This window comes from Blastococcus sp. SYSU D01042 (assembly GCF_054050515.1).
The window spans coordinates 198,224-218,277 of sequence record NZ_JBJGZM010000002.1 but is presented as its reverse complement, the minus strand read 5'-3'; the positions used below and the strand labels follow the sequence as shown (position 1 = coordinate 218,277).

The following is a 20,054-nucleotide window of genomic DNA, read 5'->3' as shown; positions in this document are numbered from 1 at the left end:
ACGGCGTGAGGAGCCGGGTGATCGACCGCCCGAGCGCGGCCACGCTCCGGCGGCTCGAGCGCTCGTCCGGAGCCCTGGCCACCCAGGCCGTGGCCCGGATGGACGACGAGCTCCCCTGGTTCCGCACGATGCCGGCCGACCAGCGCTCGTGGGTGACCCTGGTGGCCCAGGCGGGGCTGGCCTCCCTCGTCGAGTGGTGCCGCGACCCCGGCCGCCCACCGCGGCTGACCGGCGAGGTGTTCGGCGCCGCCCCCCGCGAGCTGGTCCGGGTGGTCGCGCTCAAGCAGACCGTGGACCTCATCAAGATCACCGTGGAGACGCTCGAGGACCACGTCACCTCCGTCGCGGAGCCCGGCGACGAGGAGATGCTCCGCCTGGCGGTGCTGCAGTTCAGCCGCGAGGTCGCCTTCGCGACCGCGCACGTGTACGCCAGCTTCGCCGAGAGCCGCGGCGCCTGGGACGCCCGCCTCGAGGCGCTGCTGGTCGACGCGCTCGTGCGCGGCGAGCGCTCCGAGGACCTCGCCGGCCGCGCCGCCGCGCTGGGATGGTCGGCGCTGAGCCCGGTCACCGTCGTCGTCGGTGCCACGCCCGAAGGCGTCGCCGACCCGCACGCGGCCGTCCGCCGGGCGGCCCGGTCGCTGCGCAGCGACGTCCTGGTCGGGGTGCACGCCGACCAGCTCGTCGTCGTGCTGGGCGGGCCGGAGGACCTGCCGGCGGTCGTGACCCGGGTGGCCGAGGAGTTCGGCCCCGGCCCGGTCGTGTCCGGGCCGATCGTCGACGGCCTGGACGGCGCCGGCGACTCCGCGGCCGCCGCGCTCGCCGGGCTCCGGGCCGCCCGCGCCTGGCCGGAGGCGCCGCGCCCGGTGACGGCCGACGCCCTCCTCCCGGAGCGCGCGCTGGACGGCGACCCGCTGGCACGCGCCGCGCTGCGCGACGAGGTCGCCGTCCCGCTGCACGCCGCCGGCGGCGGGGTGCTCGAGACGGTGCGCGCCGTGCTCAGCAGCGGGGGCAACCTCGAGGCCAGCGCCCGGACGATCTTCGTGCACCCCAACACCGTCCGGTACCGGCTCAAGCGGGCCGCGGACATCACCGGGCTCTCGGTCACCGACCCGCGAGGTGGCTGGACCCTCCAGGTCGCGCTCGCGCTGGCACACCTCGACCCAGAGCGCTCGCTGTGGGACTGACCGGCCCGCAACCGTGTGGTCCCCACCACCGATCCGGGCGAATCGCCCCCGGAACGACGCCGCTCCTGTAGGAACCCTCCAAAGATCACCGCTGTGCTTTCGTGCCGGTCCGCACCACGGCACCGCGTCGTTCTTTGGCACGGTGGGCAGGTGCTCGCCGTCCTCGCCCCCGGTCAGGGTGCCCAGAAGCCCGGAATGCTCACCGAGTGGCTCGAGCTCCCCGGCGCCGAGTCGTTCTTCCGCTGGGCCGGCGCCATCGCCGACGCCGACCTGTTGACGCTGGGCACCACCGGCGACGCCGAGGCGATCCAGGACACCGCGGTCACCCAGCCGCTGGTCGTGGCCATGAGCCTGTTCGTCGCCCGCGAGCTCGGCGGCCTGCCGGGCCCCGTCGCGCACAGCCCGGTGAACGGGCGGGACGTCGTCATCGCCGGGCACAGCGTCGGCGAGCTCACCGCGGCCGCCCTGGCCGGCGTGCTCAGCGTCGAGGCGGCGATCGCGCTCACCGCCGTCCGCGGACGGGCCATGGCCGCCGCCTGCGCGCAGACCCCCACCGGGATGTCCGCGGTGCTGGGCGGCGACCCCGACGAGGTGCTGGCCGCCATCGAGCGGCACGGCCTGGCCCCCGCGAACCTCAACGGCGCCGGCCAGATCGTCGCAGCCGGCCCGCTCGAGGGGCTGGCCGCGCTCAAGGCCGACGCACCGGCCAAGGCGCGGGTCATGCCGCTGTCGGTCGCCGGCGCCTTCCACACCCCGTTCATGGCCTCGGCCCGCGAGGAGCTCGAGGGCCTGGTCGACGGGATCCGCCCCGCCGACCCCAGCCGGCTGCTGCTCTCCAACGCCGACGGCGCCGCGGTGAGCACCGGGGCGGAGACGCTGCGCCGGCTGGTCAGCCAGGTCACCAGCCCGGTGCGCTTCGACGCCTGCCTGGCGACGCTGCGCGACCTCGGCGTCACCGCGGTCATCGAGCTGCCGCCGGCCGGTGCGCTGGCCGGTCTGGCCAAGCGCGAGTGGAAGGGCGCCGGCATCGAGATCCACACCCTCGCCGGGCCCGGCGACCTCGACCGGGCCCGGGAGCTCATCGCCGCCGAGCGCGGCCGCGCCGAGGCCGAGCACCTGCCCGACTGGCGGGTCGTCGTCGCCCCGGCCCGCGGCACGGTCAGCCCGGCCGACGTCGCCGAGGGCAGCCACCTGCCCGCCGGCACCCCGCTGGGCTGCATCCGCGGCCGGCGCGAGGAGGTCAACGTTTCCGCGGCCTACGACGGGGTGCTCGCCGAGTGGCTGGTGCAGGACGGCGACCTCGTGGACGCCGGCGACCCGATCGCCCGTCTCTACCCGGAGGTCTCGGCATGAGCCCGATCCAGCTGCCCACGGGCGCACCCGGCGCCCGCATCCTGGGTCTCGGCGGCTACCGCCCGCGCCGCCGGGTCACCAACGCCGAGCTCGCCGAGGTCATGGAGACCAGCGACGAGTGGATCCAGGGCCGGGTCGGCATCGCCGAGCGCCGCTGGGCCGACGACGACGAGACGCTCGTCGAGATGGCCACGGCCGCCGGCGGCAAGGCCATCGCGGCCAGCGGCCTGGCGCCCGACCAGATCGACCTGGTGGTCCTGGCCAGCGCCAGCCTGCGCGAGCCCATCCCGGGCATCGGCCCGCAGGTGGCGCACCGCCTGGGCATCCCCCGCCCGGGTGCGCTGGACCTCAACGCCGGGTGCGCGGGCTTCTGCTACTCGCTGGGCCTGGTGTCGGACGCGATCCGCGCCGGCTCGGCCCGGAACGCGATCGTGATCGGCGTCGAGCGCCTCACCGACGTCACCGACCGCACCGACCGCTCGACGGCGGTGATCTTCGCCGACGGCGCGGGCGCTGCCGTGGTCGGCGCGTCCGACGAGCCCGGTATCGGCCCCATCGCCTGGGGCAGCGACGGCGACCAGCACTCGGCGATCGAGATCGCCGCCGGCAGCCGGTACATGACGATGGCGGGGCAGGCGGTGTACCGCTGGGCGACCACGAAGCTCACCGATGCGCTGGTCGAGGCCATGGAGCGGGCGGGCGTGACCGCCGCCGACATCGACGTCTTCGCGCCGCACCAGGCGAACCTCCGCATCGTGGAGTCGATGACCAAGCGGCTGGGCTTCGGGGAGAGGACCGTGGTCGCCCGCGACATCGTGCGCTCGGGCAACACCTCGGCCGCCTCGATCCCGCTGGCCCTCGGCGCCCTGCTGGAGTCCGGGGAGGCGAAGTCCGGGGACCTCGCCCTCGTGCTCGGCTACGGCGCCGGCCTGACCTACGCCGGCCAGGTGCTCCGCCTCCCGTGACCGCCACCACCCCAGAACTCCGGGACACCCCGTCCCGGCCGACGAAAGGACCCGCCGCGTGAGCAGCACCCAGGAGATCCAGTCCGGTCTGGCCGAGATCCTGGAGGAGGTCGCCGGCGTGACCCCCGCCGACGCCACCCCCGAGAAGTCGTTCACCGAGGACCTCGACGTCGACTCGCTGTCGATGGTCGAGATCGCCACCGCCGTCGAGGACAAGTTCGGCGTCGCCATCCCCGACGACGAGCTCGGCAACATCAAGACCGTCGGCGACGCGATCAGCTACATCGAGAAGAACCAGGGCTGATCCAGCCGACCCCCGGTCGCCCGACCGCAGCAGCAGGAGGAGAGCCATGAGCACGTCCGACGTCGTCGTCACCGGCCTCGGGGCCACCACGCCCCTGGGTGGCGACGTGCCCAGCACCTGGGACGCGCTGCTCGCCGGGCGGTCGGGGGTCAGCCGGATCACCGACGACTGGATCGCCGAGTACCCGGCCCAGCTCGTCGCCCGGCTGGCCACCGACCCCTCCGAGCAGCTCGACCGGGTGCGCGCCCGCCGGCTCGACCGCAGCCAGCAGGTCGCCGTCGTCGCCGCCGAGCAGGCGTGGGCCGAGTCCGGCGCCGCGGACTCCGGGGTGGCACCCGAGCGGATCGCCGTCGTCTTCGGGACCGGCATCGGCGGCGCGCTGACGCTGCTGGGCCAGGACGACGTGCTGGAGGACAAGGGCCCCAAGCGGGTCTCCCCCTTCACCATCCCGATGCTCATGCCCAACGGCCCGGCCGCCGCGGTCGGGCTGGCGATCGGCGCGAAGGGCGGCGTGCACGCGCCGGTCAGCGCCTGCGCGTCGGGCGCCGAGGCGATCCGCTGGGGCCTGGACCTCCTGCGCTTCGACCGCGCCGACGTCGTCCTCGTCGGCGGCACCGAGGCCTGCGTGCACCCGCTGCCCATGGCCGGCTTCGCCGCGATGCGGGCGATGTCCACCCGCAACGACGAGCCCGAGCGCGCCTCCCGCCCGTTCGACAAGGCCCGGGACGGCTTCGTGCTCGGCGAGGGCGCGGCGGCGCTGGTGCTCGAGCGCGCCGACTCCGCGACGGCCCGCGGCGCCCGGGTGCACGCCCGTCTGGCCGGCGCCGCCGGCACCGCCGACGGCTACGACCTGGTCGCCCCGCACCCCGAGGGCGAGGGCGCCTCCCGCGCCATCTCCGCCGCGCTGCGCGACGCCGGGCTCACCCCGGCCGACGTCGGGCACGTCAACGCGCACGCCACCTCCACCCCGGTCGGCGACACCGCCGAGGCGGCCGCGATCCGCTCGGCGATCGGCGACCACCCGCTGGTCAGCGCCACCAAGAGCCAGACCGGCCACCTGCTCGGTGCGGCGGGCGCGCTCGAGTCGGTGTTCACCGTCCTCGCCCTGCGCGACCAGGTGGTGCCGGCGACGGCCAACCTGGAGGACCCCGACGACGACGCCAACGTCCAGTCGCTCGACATCGTGCGCACCGAACCCCGGCGCGCCACCCTCACCGCCGCGGTCAACGACTCGTTCGGCTTCGGCGGCCACAACATCGCGCTGGTGTTCACGACCGCCTGATCGCGGCCGCCGACACCCAGCACCCCTTCCGTGGAGGTCCCGTGACGACCGCTCCCGCCGCTCCGCTCCTGACCGCGCCCGACCCCCGCGACCCCGAGGACCGGATGTCCCGGTTCTTCGACGACGGGTCGATGGAGCTGCTGATCTCCCGGGACACCTCCGGCGTGCTCAGCGCGCGCGGCCGGGTGCAGGGCAGCCCGGTGATCGCCTTCTGCACCGACGCGACCGTCATGGGCGGGGCGATGGGCGTCGACGGGTGCCGGCACATCGTCGACGCCATCGACACCGCGCTGCGCGAGCGGCTGCCGGTCGTCGGTATCTGGCACTCCGGCGGGGCGCGGCTCGCGGAAGGCGTCACCGCCCTGCACGCGGTGGGCGAGGTCTTCGCCGCGATGGTGCGCGCGTCGGGCCGGGTCCCGCAGATCTCGGTGGTGCTCGGGGCTGCCGCCGGAGGCGCGGCCTACGGCCCGGCGCTCACCGACATCGTGATCATGGGGCCGGCCGGGCGGGTCTTCGTCACCGGCCCCGACGTCGTCCGCTCGGTCACCGGTGAGGACGTCGACCAGGAGACCCTGGGCGGGCCGGACACGCACGGGCGGCGCTCCGGCGTCGTCCACGTCGTGACCGACTCCGAGCCCGCGGCGCTGGACACCGCGCGGCTGGCCGTCGACCTCCTGACCGCCCAGGGCTCCCTGGCGCCGGCCGCGGACGAGCCGGACGTCGACCTGGAGGCGCTGCTCCCCGAGCAGCCGCAGCGCGCCTACGACGTGAAGCCGCTGATCACCGCGGTGCTGGACGAGCCGGGGCTGGAGCTGCACCCGCGGTTCGCGCCCAACGTCGTCACCACGCTGGGCCGGCTGGCCGGGCGCACCGTCGGGGTGATCGCCAACAACCCGATCCGGCTGGGCGGCTGCCTGGACTCGGCCTCGGCGGAGAAGGCGGCCCGCTTCGTGCGCATGTGCGACGCCTTCGGCGTGCCGCTGGTCGTGCTGGTCGACGTGCCCGGCTACCTGCCCGGCGTCGGCCAGGAGTGGGACGGCGTGGTGCGGCGCGGCGCCAAGCTGCTGCACGCCTTCGCCGAGGCCGTCGTGCCGCGGGTGACGCTGGTGACCCGCAAGTCCTACGGCGGCGCCTACATCGCGATGAACTCCCGGTCGCTCGGCGCCACCGCTGTGTTCGCCTGGCCCGGGGCGGAGGTCGCCGTCATGGGCGCCAAGGCCGCCGTCGGCATCCTGCACCGCAAGAAGCTGGCGGCCGCCCAGCCGGGCGAGCGCGAGGCGCTGCACGCGCAGCTGGCCGAGGAGCACGAGCGCATCGCCGGCGGGGTGAACCGCGCCCTGCAGATCGGCGTGGTCGACGAGGTCGTGGACCCTGCACAGACCCGCCGCCGCCTCGTGGCCGCGCTCGCGGCAGCCCCGCACGGCCGCGGAGCCCACGGCAACATCCCGCTCTGAACGAGAGCCCCGGACAGCAGATCGTCCGGGTGCCGCTTCCCCGACGGCACCCGGACGATCGGTCCCAGGCTACGACTAGACGACCTGGTGCAGCCAGGTGACCGGGCTGCCGTCGCCGGCGTGGCGGTAGACCTCGAGGTCGGCGTCCCAGGCCGCCCCCAGGAGCTCGTCGACCCCGTGCCGGAAGGCCTCGATGGACGACGCCGTGGCCGCGAGGTGCCGCAGCTGCTGCTCGCTGATCATGATGTCGCCGTTGGCACTGGTCGGCGCGCGGAAGACCCCGTGGCCGGGCACGTAGGACATGCGCTCGCCGTCGTTGCCGTGGCTGGCTTCCTCGGTGACCTCGAACCGCAGCATCGGCCACTGGCGCAGGGCAGCGACCAGCCGGGCACCCGTTCCCGGCGCACCGGTCCAGGCCACCTCGGCACGGTAGGACCCGTGCGCCGCGGGCTGCTCGTCCCACGACAGGGAGACCGGCGCGCCGACGACGCGCTCGAGCGCCCATTCGACATGCTGGCAGAGCGCCTTCGGGCACGCGTGCACGAAGACGACACCCTGGGTTGACCGTCGCTGCACGGGGCACCTCCATCGACTCGATCGGTCTCGTCTTCCCCTACGGACCCATCGATTCGGTGACTGGCTGTGTTCGGCAGTGGCGGAACAGGGCTTGCACGACCAGTCTGCACGATGGTGACCCGATCGCGCCAGCCCGAGCGGGACGGTTGTGCTCCATGTGACAGATGGGACCGGATCGGCCGCTTTACCGCTGGTCAGCGGCCATAGCACGCCCCCCGGCGGGGCGTCTACCGGGTCCGGGGCGATCCACAGCGCTTTCCCAGGACCCACCGCGGGGCGAGCGGCGCGGGATCGTGTCCAGCCGCCGATGCGGTCCGACCAGTGACGGACAGTAGCCGCCAGCGGTGACGGACAGTGGTGTGCCCGGTACGGCCCGGCGTGTTGCGGGTGCGCCCGAGAGGCTCAGGCCGGCAGGAGGGCGATCCGGTCGCCGCCGGCCGCCTTGGCGCGGTACATCGCGGCGTCGGCCCGGTGCAGCACCTCGGCGACGTCCTCACCCGGGACGAGCTCGGCGACGCCGACGCTGGCCGTCACCCCGCCCGGGGAGCCGACCAGCGCGACCGCCTGGCGCAGCCGCTCGGCGAGCATCTCGCCGGAGAACGTCTCGGAGACCTCGGCGAGCACGGCGAACTCGTCGCCGCCCAGCCGGGCGACGGTGTCGGTCTCGCGGAGCGCGCCGCCCAGGATGGAGGCGACGGCCTTGAGGACGGCGTCGCCCGCGGCGTGCCCGTCGCGGTCGTTGACCCCCTTGAAGCCGTCGAGGTCCACCAGGCAGACGACCGACCGGTGCCCCTCGCCCGCTGCGACCACGGCTCGGGCGAGCCGCTCGAGCAGCGTCCGCCGGTTCGGGATGCCGGTGAGGGGATCGGTCGAGGCGAGCGTCTTCTGCGTGCTGATGAGCAGGGACTGGCGCTCGTAGGAGGCCCACGAGTTGGCCGAGGCCATCGTGCAGATCAGCGTGAAGGCGACCATGACCGAGACGAAGAACATCCCGTTGGTGCTCAGCCCCGACGGCCCGAACAGGGCGACGTAGCCGCCCGTCATGACGGTGCCGATGGCGACGACGCCGTAGGGCGGGTAGGCCGCGGCCATGTAGGTCAGCGTGAGGAACAGCAGCGCGTCGAGAGGGCTGGAGGCCCCACCGTCCAGCCACGTGCCGAGCAGGATGACGCCCGTCGTGGCGAGGGTCCAGACGTAGAACATCGTCGGGCCGCGGTGGTCGCGCATCATGTCCCGCAGCGGCAGGAGCAGCAGGGCAGGGCAGCTCAGGACGACCAGGGCGGCCACGCCGAGCAGCAGGGGGTGGTGGCGGCCCGGGGTGTGCGTGGACAGCGCGTAGACGAGCACCGACAGGGCGCAGACCTCGCTGAGCAGCACCCCGTAGCGGACGTGGCGGACCCAGTAGGAGACGCGGTCGTCGTCCTCGGCCAGCGTCCGGAAGAGGCCGTCCCCGAGCACGCCCAGGAGCCGGCGGAGCGCGCCCGGTCCGCGGGCGCCCGCCGGTGCGCCGCGGGTGCGGCGACCTCCGGGGAGAGCGCTGGTCACACCCCTGTGATCGACCACGCCGGACCGCCGCTTGACCGGCCTCACCCCCGGGGGTGAGGCCGGGGTGGACACGGCGTGAGCGGTGTCCCATGCCTGCCGCGCCGCCGCCTGGGTAGGCGAGGACCATGGGACTGCACCAGGGCATGGCCGACGCCGGCCGGGACGAGGTGGGCGCGCGGGTGCTGGCCGCCTGGGATGCCTTCCTCGACCAGGCCGAGCGGGTGGACCTCGACCGACCCTCCCGCCTGCCGGGGTGGCGCGCGCACGAGATCTGCGTGCACCTGGGCTGCTGGGACGACCACGCGGCGATGGCCGACCTCGTCGCCTCCGCCCGCACCGGGGCCACGGGGGCACAGCCGGATCCGGACGCGGTCAACGCCCGGGTCACCGCGGCGCACGCCGGCGCGACCCGCGAGGAGGTGCTCGCCGCGCTGCACCGCAACCGGGAGGCGACCGCCCGGTACCTGGCCGAGGAGCCGGTCGAGCTGGACACCGCACCGACCGTGTCGGTCGTCGGCCGGCTGCCGCTGCTCAGCGTCGTCCTCGGGCAGGCGTACGAGCTGGCCGTGCACGGGCTGGACCTCGTGTCCTGCGGCGCCGAGCCGCCGCCGCCCGCGGTGCTGCAGTCGGGGCTGGCGGCGCTGGTGGACGTGACCGGTGCGCTGGCCACCTCGTGCGGGATCACCGGCCGGGTGACCCTGGCGACGCCCGACGGCGGCTGGTCGTTCGACGCCGACCCCGACGGCTGGCAGGTGCACGCCGTTCCTGCGGGCACGCACGAGGGGCCCGCCGTCCAGGGCTCGGCCGAGCTGCTGCTCGAGGCGGCGTCCGGCCGGATCAACCCGGTGCCCGCCGCGGCCCGGCGGCAGATCACGGTGCACGACGTCGGCGGCCTGCTCCAGCTCGCGCCGATCGTGCAGAAGGTGCCGGGGATCCCCGGCGGGCCGATCCTCCAGCTGGCCGCCCGCACGGTGGGCGGCGCCGGGGGGCTGCTGGGGCGGCTGCTCAGGAGGGGCTGACGCCCGACCGACGACGTCGGTACCAGAGGACGCCGACGACCACCGCGGCCAGCGGCAGGGCGAGCGCCGCCGTGGCGCCCGAGACCAGCGCCGGCGCGGTCGCCCCCACGCCGACCTGGACGACGGTGCTCGGGAGGATCCCCAGCGCGGTGGCCGCCACGTACGGCAGCAGCCGCATCGCCGTGAGCCCGGCGCCGTAGCTGAGCACGACGAACGGGACCACCGGGAGCAGCCGGCCGACCAGCAGCGGGACGAAGCCGCGGTCGACGAGGAGCCGGTCCAGCCGGGCCAGCCGGGTGCCCGCGAGCCGGGTCACGGCGGTTCGGCCCAGCCCGCGGGCCAGCCCGAAGCTGAGGACGGCGGCCAGGAGCGCGCCGGTCAGCGCCACCAGGAGCCCTGGGAGGAAGCCGACGACCACGCCGAGCAGCACCGAGACGGCGGTGCGCGGCACCGGAGCCATGAGCACCAGCCCGACGCCACCGACGAGCGCAGCCCAGCCCCCCGGGCCCGCGCCGCGCAGCCGGCCCCGGACGAGGTCGACGTCCGGGAGCTCGACGGTCAGGGCGAGGACCACCGCGGCGGCCAGCAGCAGGACCAGCAGCGCCGCACGGAGCCAGGTGGTGTCCGCTCCCCCCGGCGCCCGCACCGCTCCATGATCCGGTACGGGCGCCGATGCGCCGGTCAGCAGCCGCCGAGGGAGATGCCGCGCTGGCTGAGCCACGGCACCGGGTTGGTGCGGTTGGCGTAGAGGCCGCCCTCGTGCACCTCGAAGTGCAGGTGCGGGCCGGTGGACTGCCCGCGGTTGCCGACCTCGGCGATCTGCTCGCCGGAGGCGACGACCTGCCCAGGGCTCACGAAGAACTGGTTCACGTGGCCGTAGAGGGTGATCGTGCCGTCGCGGTGCTGCACCGCGACGGCGAGGCCGAAGCCGCTGGCGGGGCCGGCCTGGAGCACGACGCCGCCCTCGGGAGCGTGCACCGGCGTGCCGATCGGCGCGGCGATGTCGACGCCGGCGTGCAGCGTCCCCCACCGCGAGCCGTAGCAGGAGGTGACCCGGCCCGTGGTCGGGGCGGTGGCCCCGCCGGCCGAGGCGAGGGCGCTGCCCCCGGCACGGCTGGCCGGGCCGGAGGGCACGGCGGTGGTGGTGACGGCGCTCGCGGCAGCGGCGGCCGCCTCGCGGGCCGCCTGCTGGGCCTCCCAGGCCACGGCAGCGTCGCGAGCGCCCTGCATCTCGAGCAGTCGGATCTCCGCTGCCCGCAGCTTCTCGGCCAGCCCGAGCTTCTCCAGCGCGACGGTGTCGAACTCGGCCTGCGCGCCGGCCAGCTGGGCCTCCGCGGCGGCGTGCGCCTCGGCGGCCGCGGCGGAGGCGCGGTCCCGCTCGGCCACGGTGGCCTGGGCATCCCGCTCGGCACGGGCCTGCTGCACCCGCACGATCTCCATGGCGCCCAGCGTCTCCGCCCGCTGTGCCCCGAGGACGTCGAGCGTGGCGGCCTGCTGGAGCAGCTCCGCGGGGCCCTCCGCCTCCAGGAGCAGGTGGATGTCGCCGAAGGACGACTCCTGGCCACCGCCCATGTAGGCCTGCCGCCCGATCTGGGCGACGTCGTCCTCGGCCTCGCCGACCGCCCGCTCCGCCTCCGCGAGGGCGGCGGCGGCGCGCTCGGCCTCCCGGTTGGCGGCGTCGAGCGCGGCCTGCGCGGCCAGCGCGTTCCCGCTCGCCGCCTCGGCCTCGAGGGTCATCCGCTGCAGGTTGTCCTCGGCCTCCTGGACGCGCGCGCCGAGGGCGGCGATCTCCGCGGCGACGGCGTCGTGCGCGGACTGCGCCTCGTCGACCCGCGCGTCGTCCGCGGGGGCTGCCAGCGCGGCCGGCGCGGCGATCAGGGCGGCGGCGAGGACGGCGCCGGTGGCGAGGGAGGTGCGCAGCCGGCGCCTCCGGGGAGTGGTGCTGATGCGGTGGTGCAGGGTCGCCAACGCGACGGTTCTCCGTTCCTCACGTCCGCCTACCGGGTTAGCTGACGGGTTCGGGCCGTTAGGTGCCCTACCTGCCCCACGTCCCCGTGCGCGGGCAGGACTCACCCCAGAACTGCGGTGGGTCCCCGGTCCCCCGGCCATCAGGCCGGCGGGTTCGGCGGGGTCCGGCCGAGGCCCTCGGGTGTCGACGGCGGAGCTCGGCTGGACCGCAGGGAACGCTACAAGCGGATCGCGGCCATGTCACAGCCCGATAACGGTGCCGGCGGTCGCCCGGGGTGAGGACTCGCCGTCGCGACCAGCACGCCTTCGCCGCCGAGGGCGCCGGTGTGATCCGCGCCTCTCTGGCAGGCTGTGAGCTCGGGGGCGGTAGCTCAGCCGGTCAGAGCATGGGACTCATAATCCCTGGGTCGTGGGTTCGAGCCCCACCCGCCCCACTCACCGCTCGCGTCGAAGGTCAGCCACACCTGCGGCTCGTAGAGCTGCACGAAGAGGTCGGCCGGCACCTCGAGGACCTCCGAGCTCATCGGCCCGTCGGGTCCGGCGCACCAGCGACGGACCACGCCGGCGCCCTCGAGGACGAACAGCTGGCCCGCCGATCCCCGCGCCGTGGGCTCGGGGGCCGTGGCCAGGTCGGGTACCTGCGGTACGGCCCCTTCTCCACCCAGCCGGAGGAGGCGGACCACACCGGGGCGGGCCCCGCCTCGGCGACCGTCCCTCCCGCGGCGTCGACCACCAGGGCCTCGACCGCCGTCTCCTCGCACTCCTCGGCGGCGCCGGCCCGGCGGGTGACGACGACGCCGTCGCCGTGGGCCGCGATCTGGTGCCCCTGGCCCGTCGGCCGCGTGACCTCGGTGAGCTCCTCAGTGGGGTCGAACCGGTGGACCGCGGCAGCGCCGTCCTCCTCGGTGAGGATCCACGCCGCGCCGCCGGTGCCGGCGACCACCTGGAGCACCCGGTCGACCTCCGCGGTCGCCGCGAAGTCCGCCGGTGGGGCGGGGACCTCCGTCGCGTCCACGTCGGCGCCGGCCCCGCCGCTGCACGCGGTCAGGAGGGCGAGCACGGCAGCGGGCAGCGCCGGCACGAGCCGGCGTGGTCGTCTGCGGGACGTCGGCCCTCCGCACGTGTGAGTCGGCCGAGTTCCACCGCAAGCCACGGCCTGGACCGACCCGTGATGCAGAACCGCAACGTTGGCCGGCGGGCCGCTGACCGCGGGCTCAACCGGCGATTCCTACCGGCTCCGCACCGCCTGCGACAAGGGCTTCCGACCTCGTCCGGGCAGCACGTCGAGCGGCGCGGGAACACCTTGTCGCCGCCCGAATGCGGCCAGTACCGTCCGCCGCCGACTGGATGTGGACCCCGGAAGGGAAGCAATGACAGGACGACGACGGTCGACCCTGGCGGTGCTCTGCGGCGCCGCGGTGTCGGTGGTGGCCATGGCAGGACCGGCGGTCGCAGCGCCGCCGGACCCGCCGGGTCGCCTCTGCGCGGACGGGAACTGGTTCGCCATCGAGTACTCGGCCTCGTACGAGGGGGCGACGGGCTCGCAGGACGGGACCTACGTGCGCAGGGTCCCGACCACCGGTGGCTGCGCCAGCAGCTGGGCGCAGGGCAAGGGCCAGCTGTCGACCGCAGCCATCGCCGCCCAGTGCCGCACCGGCATCGAGGCTCGCTTCGGGCCGTACCCGATCACCCTGCAGTTCGCGCAGACCCACGTGCTCCAGAACCGAGCCGACTGCATCTCCGTGATGAGCGGCATCGCGCACGGCGAGATCGACCCGGGACGAGCGCCGCTCTTCCCCGGCGGAACCTGACGACCCCAGAGAACGAGGAGAACATCGATGAAGAAGTCCGTCCGTGTCGGCATGGTGGCTGCGGCCACCTTCGCCGCGGTGGCCACCAGCGCCACGACCGCGTCGGCGGCGCCGTCCGGCCAGGCGAACGCCGCGAAGGTCGCCAACCCGGCCCAGGCCTGCGCCAGCATCCCGGCCTCCCTGGCCGAGCTCGGCATCGAGGCCGAGGGCTTCCGGTTCAGCGACTGCGTCCGCACCGTGGCTTCTCGCGTCCCGAGCGTGCCGGGGTTCGGCAGCCCCTACGACCAGTGCGAGCTCATGGAGGAGTCCGGGGAGATCGCGTACCCCTACACCTTCTACGCCGGCATCCCGGAGCCGTTCCCCTTCCCCTCGCTGCGCGCGAACAACCGCGAGCAGTGCGCCCGGGCGCTGTGGACCTTCCACACGATCGGCACGTACCTCGGGCCGCCGCCGGCGTAGCGATCGCCCTGCACCGGGACGTCGCGACGAGCCCGCTGGTCACCGACCGGCGGGCTCGTCCGCGTTCTCCCTGTCGACAGGGCCCGGACCGGATGATCGTCGGAAGGCGTCCGGACCGGTGCGCCTGGGTAGGCACGGGGCCATGAGCGCCGACACCGGACCGCAGACACGTGTCATCGCAGGCCGGTACTCGCTCGGACACGTGCTCGGCCAGGGCGGCATGGGCACCGTCTGGCTGGCGACCGACCTCGTCCTCGAGCGGCAGGTCGCGGTCAAGGAGGTCACCTTCCCGCTGCACGTCACCGAGGGGGAGCGCGCCGTCCTGCGCGAGCGCACCATGCGCGAGGCGCGCGCCGCCGGCCAGCTGGAGCACCCGCACGTCACCACGGTCTACGACGTGGTCGAGGAGAGCGGGAAGCCCTGGCTGGTCATGAAGCTCGTCAGCGCCCGCAGCCTGCAGGAGATCGTCGAGGAGCGGGGACCGCTGCCCCCGGCCGAGGTCGCCCGCATCGGACTGGACGTCCTGGACGCCCTCGGTGCCGCCCACACGCTCGGCATCGTGCACCGCGACGTCAAGCCGGCCAACGTCCTGGTGGGGTCCGACGGCTCCGGGTGCCTCACCGACTTCGGCATCGCCACCACCACCGGCGACTCCAGCCTGACGACGAACGGGGCCCTGATCGGCTCGCCGTCCTACATGGCCCCGGAACGCGCGCACGGCGACGAGCCGCGCCCGCCCGTCGACCTGTGGTCGCTGGGCGCCACCCTCTACACCGCGGTGGAGGGGCGTCCGCCGTTCGACGGCGGCGAGTCGATGGCCACGCTGATGAGCGTCGTCTCGCAACCGCCTGCTCCGATGCTCCGCGCCGGCCCCCTCGAGCCGGTGCTGCGGGGCCTGCTGACGAAGGACCCCGCCCAGCGGAGCACCTCGGCGGTCGCGCGGTCCCAGCTGGAGGACGTCGCCTCCGGTCGCGCCCGCGCCGGCGGCCCCGCCGCCTCGCCGGTCGCGCCGCCGCCGCCCGGGCCGGTCCCCGGCAACGCGGCGGAGCGCATCGACGCCGCCGACCTGCTCGCGCTGGCGTCGGCGTCGCGCTCGCTGCTGGGGTCCGTCGCCCGTGACGCCCGCGACCAGGCGCGGCACCTCGCCGACAGCCGGCGCGAGCGCAAGGCCGACGGCAGGCGCGAGAAGGGGGCCCGGTCCCGTCCGGTCGCGGAGCAGCGCCCCGCCCCTCCCCCGGCCCGACCGCGGCGGAGATTCCGCTTCAAGCGCCGCTGGGTGGTCGTCCCGGCGGTGACGACGGTGGTGCTCCTGCTGCTCCTGCTCGTCGGCGCAGCGCTCGCCATCGGCTCCTTCCTGGACTGACGGCGACCGGCCCCCGGCTCAGGGAGCGGGGAGGCGGCCCACGGCCGGGACGAACCGTCCGGCGGCCGCGGCGTAGGCGAGGTAGGACCGGCCGTGGACCTCCCGGAGGTAGGGCTCCTCGACGGCGCGGACCTGCAGCTGCACCGCGACGACGAGGGCGACGAGCGCCAGGACGCTCACCCACGACGGCACCATCAGCACCATCCCGGCCTGCGCCGTCACCATCGCCGTGAAGATCGGGTTGCGGACGAGCGCGAACACGCCCGTCGTCACGAGCTCCGTCCGGTCCTCGGGGTCGACGCCGATCCGCCACGAGGCCCCCATGCCGGTCTGCGCCGCCAGGGTCGCGGCGAAGCCGGCGAGGGCGACCCCGAGGCCCACCACCTGCACGGCCGTCGGCGGTGCTACGGGCACGACTCCGGTGACGGCGAGCAGCGGCCCGCCCAGCCCGAGCGCGATCGCGACGACGAAGAGCACGCCGCCCCACCAGCCGGCGTCGGCCGGGGTGCCGGAGATGCCGTGGAACCCGGCCGAGCCGGTGCGCCGCACCTGCACCCACGACCGCACGCCGAACAGGACGACGAGCGCCACGACGTAGAGGACGAGCGCAGCCACGGTCACCGCGACGCCGCCTCGCCGTAGGCGGGGCAGAGGGCCACCGCGTCGCCCGTGGCAGCGAGCAGCCGCTCGGCACCGGCGAGCAGACCCACCAGCTCGCGGGGGTGGGCGAGCGACCACATCGACGCCCGCCCCTGCGGCCGGGAGGAGACCAGTCCGCAGTCGCGCAGGCAGGCCAGGTGCGCCGAGACGGTCGACTGCGCGAGGCCGAGGTGCGCGGTCAGGTCGACGACCTTGTGCTCACCCGCCGCCAGGTGCTGCAGGATCGCCAGTCGCGTCGGATCGCCCAGGCTGCGGAACAGGCAGGCGGCCGCCGACAACGCCCGCCCCTCGTCCACCAGCACACCCGGCATCGTCATGCGGCGATGATAGCGACCTACACCGCTGCACAACAAGACGTCAAGGACGCTTGACACCGCAGGGCCGCGTCACGCACGCTTGTCATGTCAAGGTCCCTTGACCTCATGGGGAGCCGATGGAGAACGACGTCCGCGAGCTGCGCCTGGCGGCCGGCCTGTCCCAGCGGGAGCTCGCCGAGGCCCTCGACGTCTCCCGGCAGACCGTGAACTCCATCGAGACCGGTCGCTACGACCCGTCCCTCCCCTTGGCCATCGCCATCGCCCGGCACTTCGCCCGCACCGTCGAGGAGATCTTCCATGTCGGCTGACCAGCCCTCCGCCAAGCAGATCGCCACGTTCCTGCTCCTCTTCGGCGGCACGCTCGCGGTCGTGCTGACCGTCGGCCTGCTGCTCCGCGAGCACGGCCCGGGCAACATGGGCGACGGCCTGCTGCAGGGCGCGGCCTTCGGCCTCGTCGTCGCCGCCGTCATGGGCTGGCGGGTGCTCCGGCGCCCGGACCGGGCGACGACGTTCGAGCGCGCCTGGACGCAGACCGGCGACGAGCGCGACGACGCCGTCCTCACCCGTGCGCTGGCCGTGCTCGGCCTGGCCTCCTTCCCGCTCACCGCCACCGCCGCGATCGCCATCGCCTTCGGCGCCTCGGTGGAGATGTGCCTGGCCCTCCTGCTGTTCGCGCAGGTCGGCGTCGGCGCGGTCTCCTTCGGGGTGGTCGCTCGGCGCAGCTGACCCGGCGCGCCCGTTCGCCGTGCTGACCGTGCCGTCCTGGGCCAGGGTGGGGGCATGACGACGCCTGAGCCCCAGCCCCGCGACATCGCCCTCGAGATGGAGACCCCCGAGCAGGCCGCCGACCTCGAGGCGCAGAGCGAGCCCGAGGAGTCCACCGACGAGGCCGTCGGGGGCGCCCACCCCTCCTGACGGTCAGGTCCGCGCGGCCCGGGTATGCCCGGGCGCATGCGCAGCGCTGACCTCCTCCGGTACGCCTTCGACCAGGTCGACGAGACCCTCCGCTCCGCCCTCCACGGCCTCGAGCCCGACGACCTGGCCCACAGGCCGGGCCCCGGCGCGAACACCGTCGCCTGGCTGGCCTGGCACCTGCTCCGCGTCCAGGACGACCACGTGGCCGAGGTGGCGGGCCGGCCGCAGGTCTGGACGGACGAGGGCTGGGCCGACCGCTTCGCTCTGCCGTTCGACACCGCCGCCACCGGCTACGGCTTCGACGCCGAGCAGGTGGCGGCGGTGCGCGTGCCGGCCACCGACCTGCTCCTGGGGTACGCCGCAGCCGTCCACGCCCGGACGGCGGAGTTCCTGGCCGACCTCACCGACGACGACCTGGACCGGGTCGTGGACGAGCGCTACGACCCGCCGGTCACCCTCGGCGTCCGGCTGGTCAGCGTGCTCTCCGACGACCTCCAGCACGTCGGGCAGGCGGCCTACGCCCGCGGGCTCCTCGGCGGCCCCTGAGCCACCCACCCGGGGACCACCGCCGCCGCGAGCTCGGCCAGGACCCGCGCGGGCTCGGCCAGGCAGCGGTCCGGATCGGGCTCCACCTCGGTCAGCGCGTGCGCCGCCGTGAACCCGGCCGCGGCGAGCTGCTCCGCCCCCAGCGCCACCCGCCCGGCCAGGGCCAGGCAGCGCACGCCGGCCGCGCGGGCACGCCGCGCCACCTCGGCCGGCGCCTTGCCGTGCAGCGTCTGGGTGTCCAGCGACCCCTCGCCGGTGACCACCAGGGCCGCCCCGGTCATCGCCGCGCGGAGCCCGACCAGGTCGCAGACGAACCCGGCTCCGGAGACCAGCCGGGCCCCGACGGCGAGCGCCCCGGCAGCGGTGCCGCCGGCTCCCCCGGCTCCCGGGACCGCCGCCACGTCGGCGCCGAGGTCGCGGGCCAGGACGGCGCCGTAGCGACGCAGCGCCGCGTCCAGCTCCGCCACCTGGGCGGTCGACGCGCCCTTCTGCGGAGCGAAGACGTGCGCCGCGCCGGCGGGTCCGGCCAGCGGGTTGTCCACGTCGGAGGCGACGACGAGGTCCACGTCGGCCAGCCGCGGGTCCAGGCCGGCGGTGTCGATCCGGTCGAGGGCGGCCAGGCTCCCGCCGCCGGGCGGCAGTTCCGCGCCGGACGCGTCGAGCAGCCGCACCCCCAGCGCCTGCAGCATCCCGGCACCGCCGTCGGTGGTCGCGCTGCCGCCGATGCCCAGCACGATCCGCCGAGCTCCAGCGTCGAGCGCGTGCCGCAGCAGCTCGCCCACGCCGTGGGTGGTCGCCGTCATCGGAGCCGGCCGGTCCAGCACGCCCAGGCCCGCCGCCGTCGCCAGCTCCACGACCGCCGTCCCGCCTTCCAGGGCGAGCACGGCGTCCACGGGCCGGCCGTCGGGGCCGCTCACCCGCACCGTCGACGGCCGGTACCCCGCCCGGAGCGCGGCCGCGACGGTGCCCTCTCCCCCGTCGGCGACCGGGCGGAGCACCGGCTCGGCACCCGGCAGCGCGCGGACGACGCCCTCGGCGATCGCGCCGGCGGCGGCGTCGGCCGACAGGCTGCCCTTGAAGGAGTCGGGCGCGATCAGGATGCGCACGACGAGCAGCATGCCCGTCGGAGTCGTAGCGTCCGGCAGGTGACCGCGCCGAGCCCCGACTTCTACGTCCTCGACGAGCTCCTGGCCCCGGAGGACCTCGCGATCCGCGACCGGGTCCGCGCCTTCTGCGAGCAGGAGGTGACGCCGGGCATCAACGAGTACTGGGACCGCGCCGAGTTCCCCTTCGAGCTCGTGCCGAAGCTGGCCGGCCTCGGCATCGTCGGCGGCACCATCGAGGGCTACGGCTGCCCGGGCATGAGCAACGTGGCCGCCGGCCTGGTCGCCGCCGAGCTCGCCCGCGCCGACGGCAGCGTCGGCACCTTCAACGGGGTGCACAGCTTCCTGGCGATGCAGTCGATCGCGGTGCTCGGCTCGGAGGAGCAGCGGGAGCGCTGGCTGCCGGCGATGGCGCGGCTGGAGACGATCGGCGCCTTCGGGCTCACCGAGCCCGCGCACGGCTCCGACGCCGTCGGCCTGGAGACCTCGGCCCGGCGGGACGGCGACTCCTACGTGCTGGACGGGCAGAAGAAGTGGATCGGCAACGGCTCGATCGCCGACCACGTGATCATCTGGGCCCGCGGGGAGGACGGCGCCGTCGGCGGCTACGTCGTCGACAAGGGGACGCCCGGGTACGAGGCGACGGTCATGACCGGCAAGACGGCGCTCCGGGCGGTGTGGCAGGCCGAGATCACGCTGACCGGGGTCCGCGTGCCGGCGGAGAACAAGCTCGCCGAGTGCCACTCCTTCAAGGACGTGTCCCGGATGCTGGACCGCACCCGGTACACCGTGGCCTGGCGCGCGCTGGGAGTGGCGATGGCCTCCTACGAGCTGGCGCTGGCGCACGCGCTGCGGCGTGAGCAGTTCGGCCAGCCCATCGCCGGCTTCCAGCTGGTGCAGGACAAGCTGGCCCGGATGCTGGCCGAGATCACCACCATGCAGCTGATGTGCTGGCGGCTCTCGACGCTGGCCGACGACGGCCGGATGACCGCGGCGATGGCCTCGCTGGCCAAGATGAACTGCGCGGCCAAGGCGCGGGCGATCGTCGCCGACGCGCGGGACATCCTCGGCGGCGACGGCATCCTGCTCGAGCACCACGTCGCCCGGCACCACGCCGACATGGAGGCGATCTTCACCTTCGAGGGCACCGACTCGGTGCAGGCGCTGATCGTGGGGCGCGAGATCACCGGGCTCTCGGCGATCAGCGGCCGCAAACCCGCCCGCGACTGA

The 20,054-nt window shown here is 75.2% G+C and carries 23 protein-coding genes, 1 tRNA gene and 1 riboswitch; of the genes, 16 read left to right on the top strand and 8 right to left on the bottom strand.

Features of this window, described 5'->3' with window-relative positions; all coding sequences use genetic code 11:
* Positions 1 to 5: 5 nt before the first annotated feature.
* The 6 genes from ACI79H_RS05260 (at position 6) to ACI79H_RS05235 (ending at position 6,542) form a co-directional block, all read left to right on the top strand.
* Entirely contained in the window at positions 6 to 1,184 is a 1,179-nt protein-coding gene (locus ACI79H_RS05260) for a PucR family transcriptional regulator (protein ID WP_456553321.1), read from the top strand.
* 150 nt (positions 1,185 to 1,334) lie between these two features.
* Positions 1,335 to 2,537, top strand: coding sequence for an acyltransferase domain-containing protein (locus ACI79H_RS05255; RefSeq protein ID WP_456553320.1), 1,203 nt, complete (start codon positions 1,335 to 1,337; stop codon positions 2,535 to 2,537).
* On the top strand, positions 2,534 to 3,502 hold the full coding sequence (locus ACI79H_RS05250) for a beta-ketoacyl-ACP synthase III (protein ID WP_456553319.1): 969 nt from the start codon (positions 2,534 to 2,536) through the stop codon (positions 3,500 to 3,502). Before ACI79H_RS05255 ends, ACI79H_RS05250 begins: the two co-directional genes overlap by 4 nt.
* A 58-nt stretch (positions 3,503 to 3,560) precedes the next feature.
* Positions 3,561 to 3,806 (top strand): acyl carrier protein, encoded by a 246-nt coding sequence (locus ACI79H_RS05245; protein ID WP_040336827.1) that lies wholly within the window; start codon positions 3,561 to 3,563, stop codon positions 3,804 to 3,806.
* Positions 3,807 to 3,852: 46 nt separating this feature from the next.
* Positions 3,853 to 5,088, top strand: a complete 1,236-nt coding sequence (locus tag ACI79H_RS05240; RefSeq protein ID WP_456553318.1) for a beta-ketoacyl-[acyl-carrier-protein] synthase family protein — start codon at positions 3,853 to 3,855, stop codon at positions 5,086 to 5,088.
* A gap of 41 nt (positions 5,089 to 5,129) precedes the next feature.
* Entirely contained in the window at positions 5,130 to 6,542 is a 1,413-nt protein-coding gene (locus ACI79H_RS05235) for an acyl-CoA carboxylase subunit beta (RefSeq protein ID WP_456553317.1), read from the top strand.
* A 75-nt stretch (positions 6,543 to 6,617) separates the two neighbouring features.
* Here the strand turns inward: ACI79H_RS05235 and ACI79H_RS05230 are convergent, their stop codons facing one another.
* Positions 6,618 to 7,118, bottom strand: coding sequence for a DUF3145 domain-containing protein (locus ACI79H_RS05230; protein ID WP_456553316.1), 501 nt, complete (start codon positions 7,116 to 7,118; stop codon positions 6,618 to 6,620).
* A gap of 402 nt (positions 7,119 to 7,520) precedes the next feature.
* Positions 7,521 to 8,663, bottom strand: coding sequence for a diguanylate cyclase domain-containing protein (locus tag ACI79H_RS05225; RefSeq protein WP_456553315.1), 1,143 nt, complete (start codon positions 8,661 to 8,663; stop codon positions 7,521 to 7,523).
* Positions 8,664 to 8,788: 125 nt separating this feature from the next.
* Here ACI79H_RS05225 and ACI79H_RS05220 point away from each other — a divergent pair, with 125 nt between their 5' ends.
* A complete protein-coding gene (locus ACI79H_RS05220) occupies positions 8,789 to 9,682 on the top strand; it encodes a maleylpyruvate isomerase N-terminal domain-containing protein (protein WP_456553314.1) in 894 nt (297 codons plus the stop codon).
* On the opposite strand, the gene ACI79H_RS05215 is transcribed toward ACI79H_RS05220, so the two are convergent.
* Both ACI79H_RS05215 and ACI79H_RS05210 read right to left on the bottom strand, forming a co-directional pair.
* The gene (locus ACI79H_RS05215; RefSeq protein WP_456553313.1) at positions 9,669 to 10,328 is read right to left on the bottom strand and encodes a TVP38/TMEM64 family protein; all 660 of its coding nucleotides are present in this window, start codon (positions 10,326 to 10,328) and stop codon (positions 9,669 to 9,671) included. The genes ACI79H_RS05220 and ACI79H_RS05215 overlap by 14 nt on opposite strands.
* A 35-nt stretch (positions 10,329 to 10,363) precedes the next feature.
* Entirely contained in the window at positions 10,364 to 11,650 is a 1,287-nt protein-coding gene (locus tag ACI79H_RS05210) for a M23 family metallopeptidase (protein ID WP_456553312.1), read from the bottom strand.
* 11 nt (positions 11,651 to 11,661) lie between these two features.
* A riboswitch (cyclic di-AMP (ydaO/yuaA leader) is annotated at positions 11,662 to 11,820 on the bottom strand.
* Positions 11,821 to 12,010: 190 nt separating this feature from the next.
* On the opposite strand from ACI79H_RS05210, the gene ACI79H_RS05205 reads away from it, so the two are divergent.
* Positions 12,011 to 12,084: transfer RNA gene (locus tag ACI79H_RS05205), tRNA-Ile, on the top strand.
* Positions 12,085 to 12,170: 86 nt separating this feature from the next.
* Here the strand turns inward: ACI79H_RS05205 and ACI79H_RS05200 are convergent.
* The gene (locus tag ACI79H_RS05200; protein ID WP_456553311.1) at positions 12,171 to 12,731 is read right to left on the bottom strand and encodes a hypothetical protein; all 561 of its coding nucleotides are present in this window, start codon (positions 12,729 to 12,731) and stop codon (positions 12,171 to 12,173) included.
* A gap of 289 nt (positions 12,732 to 13,020) precedes the next feature.
* On the opposite strand from ACI79H_RS05200, the gene ACI79H_RS05195 reads away from it, so the two are divergent.
* The 3 genes from ACI79H_RS05195 to ACI79H_RS05185 all read left to right on the top strand — a co-directional run bounded on the left by ACI79H_RS05195 (position 13,021) and on the right by ACI79H_RS05185 (position 15,283).
* The gene (locus tag ACI79H_RS05195) at positions 13,021 to 13,461 is read left to right on the top strand and encodes a hypothetical protein (protein WP_456553310.1); all 441 of its coding nucleotides are present in this window, start codon (positions 13,021 to 13,023) and stop codon (positions 13,459 to 13,461) included.
* A 27-nt stretch (positions 13,462 to 13,488) separates the two neighbouring features.
* Entirely contained in the window at positions 13,489 to 13,920 is a 432-nt protein-coding gene (locus tag ACI79H_RS05190) for a hypothetical protein (RefSeq protein ID WP_456553309.1), read from the top strand.
* Positions 13,921 to 14,062: 142 nt separating this feature from the next.
* Entirely contained in the window at positions 14,063 to 15,283 is a 1,221-nt protein-coding gene (locus ACI79H_RS05185; protein WP_456553308.1) for a serine/threonine-protein kinase, read from the top strand.
* Between the two features lie 18 nt (positions 15,284 to 15,301).
* Here ACI79H_RS05185 and ACI79H_RS05180 read toward each other — a convergent pair whose 3' ends face one another.
* Complete coding sequence (locus ACI79H_RS05180) at positions 15,302 to 15,904, bottom strand: methyltransferase family protein (RefSeq protein WP_456553307.1); 603 nt, start codon at positions 15,902 to 15,904, stop codon at positions 15,302 to 15,304.
* Positions 15,901 to 16,260 carry an ArsR/SmtB family transcription factor gene (locus tag ACI79H_RS05175; RefSeq protein WP_456553306.1) on the bottom strand — a complete coding sequence of 120 codons (360 nt, stop codon included), beginning with the start codon at positions 16,258 to 16,260 and terminating at the stop codon, positions 15,901 to 15,903. The genes ACI79H_RS05180 and ACI79H_RS05175 overlap by 4 nt, the downstream gene beginning before the upstream one ends.
* A 116-nt stretch (positions 16,261 to 16,376) precedes the next feature.
* On the opposite strand from ACI79H_RS05175, the gene ACI79H_RS05170 reads away from it, so the two are divergent.
* From ACI79H_RS05170 to ACI79H_RS05155, 4 genes are read left to right on the top strand one after another with little or no spacing between them, the layout of a single operon-like run.
* The gene (locus tag ACI79H_RS05170; RefSeq protein ID WP_456553305.1) at positions 16,377 to 16,568 is read left to right on the top strand and encodes a helix-turn-helix transcriptional regulator; all 192 of its coding nucleotides are present in this window, start codon (positions 16,377 to 16,379) and stop codon (positions 16,566 to 16,568) included.
* Positions 16,558 to 16,986: a hypothetical protein gene (locus ACI79H_RS05165; RefSeq protein ID WP_456553304.1), complete on the top strand. Its 429-nt coding sequence runs from the start codon at positions 16,558 to 16,560 to the stop codon at positions 16,984 to 16,986. The genes ACI79H_RS05170 and ACI79H_RS05165 overlap by 11 nt, the downstream gene beginning before the upstream one ends.
* Before the next feature lie 54 nt (positions 16,987 to 17,040).
* Positions 17,041 to 17,175, top strand: a complete 135-nt coding sequence (locus tag ACI79H_RS05160) for a hypothetical protein (RefSeq protein ID WP_456553303.1) — start codon at positions 17,041 to 17,043, stop codon at positions 17,173 to 17,175.
* Between the two features lie 36 nt (positions 17,176 to 17,211).
* On the top strand, positions 17,212 to 17,721 hold the full coding sequence (locus tag ACI79H_RS05155) for a mycothiol transferase (RefSeq protein ID WP_456553302.1): 510 nt from the start codon (positions 17,212 to 17,214) through the stop codon (positions 17,719 to 17,721).
* On the opposite strand, the gene ACI79H_RS05150 is transcribed toward ACI79H_RS05155, so the two are convergent.
* Entirely contained in the window at positions 17,691 to 18,827 is a 1,137-nt protein-coding gene (locus ACI79H_RS05150) for a glycerate kinase (protein WP_456553301.1), read from the bottom strand. The genes ACI79H_RS05155 and ACI79H_RS05150 overlap by 31 nt on opposite strands.
* 39 nt (positions 18,828 to 18,866) lie before the next feature.
* On the opposite strand from ACI79H_RS05150, the gene ACI79H_RS05145 reads away from it, so the two are divergent.
* Complete coding sequence (locus ACI79H_RS05145) at positions 18,867 to 20,054, top strand: acyl-CoA dehydrogenase family protein (RefSeq protein ID WP_456553300.1); 1,188 nt, start codon at positions 18,867 to 18,869, stop codon at positions 20,052 to 20,054.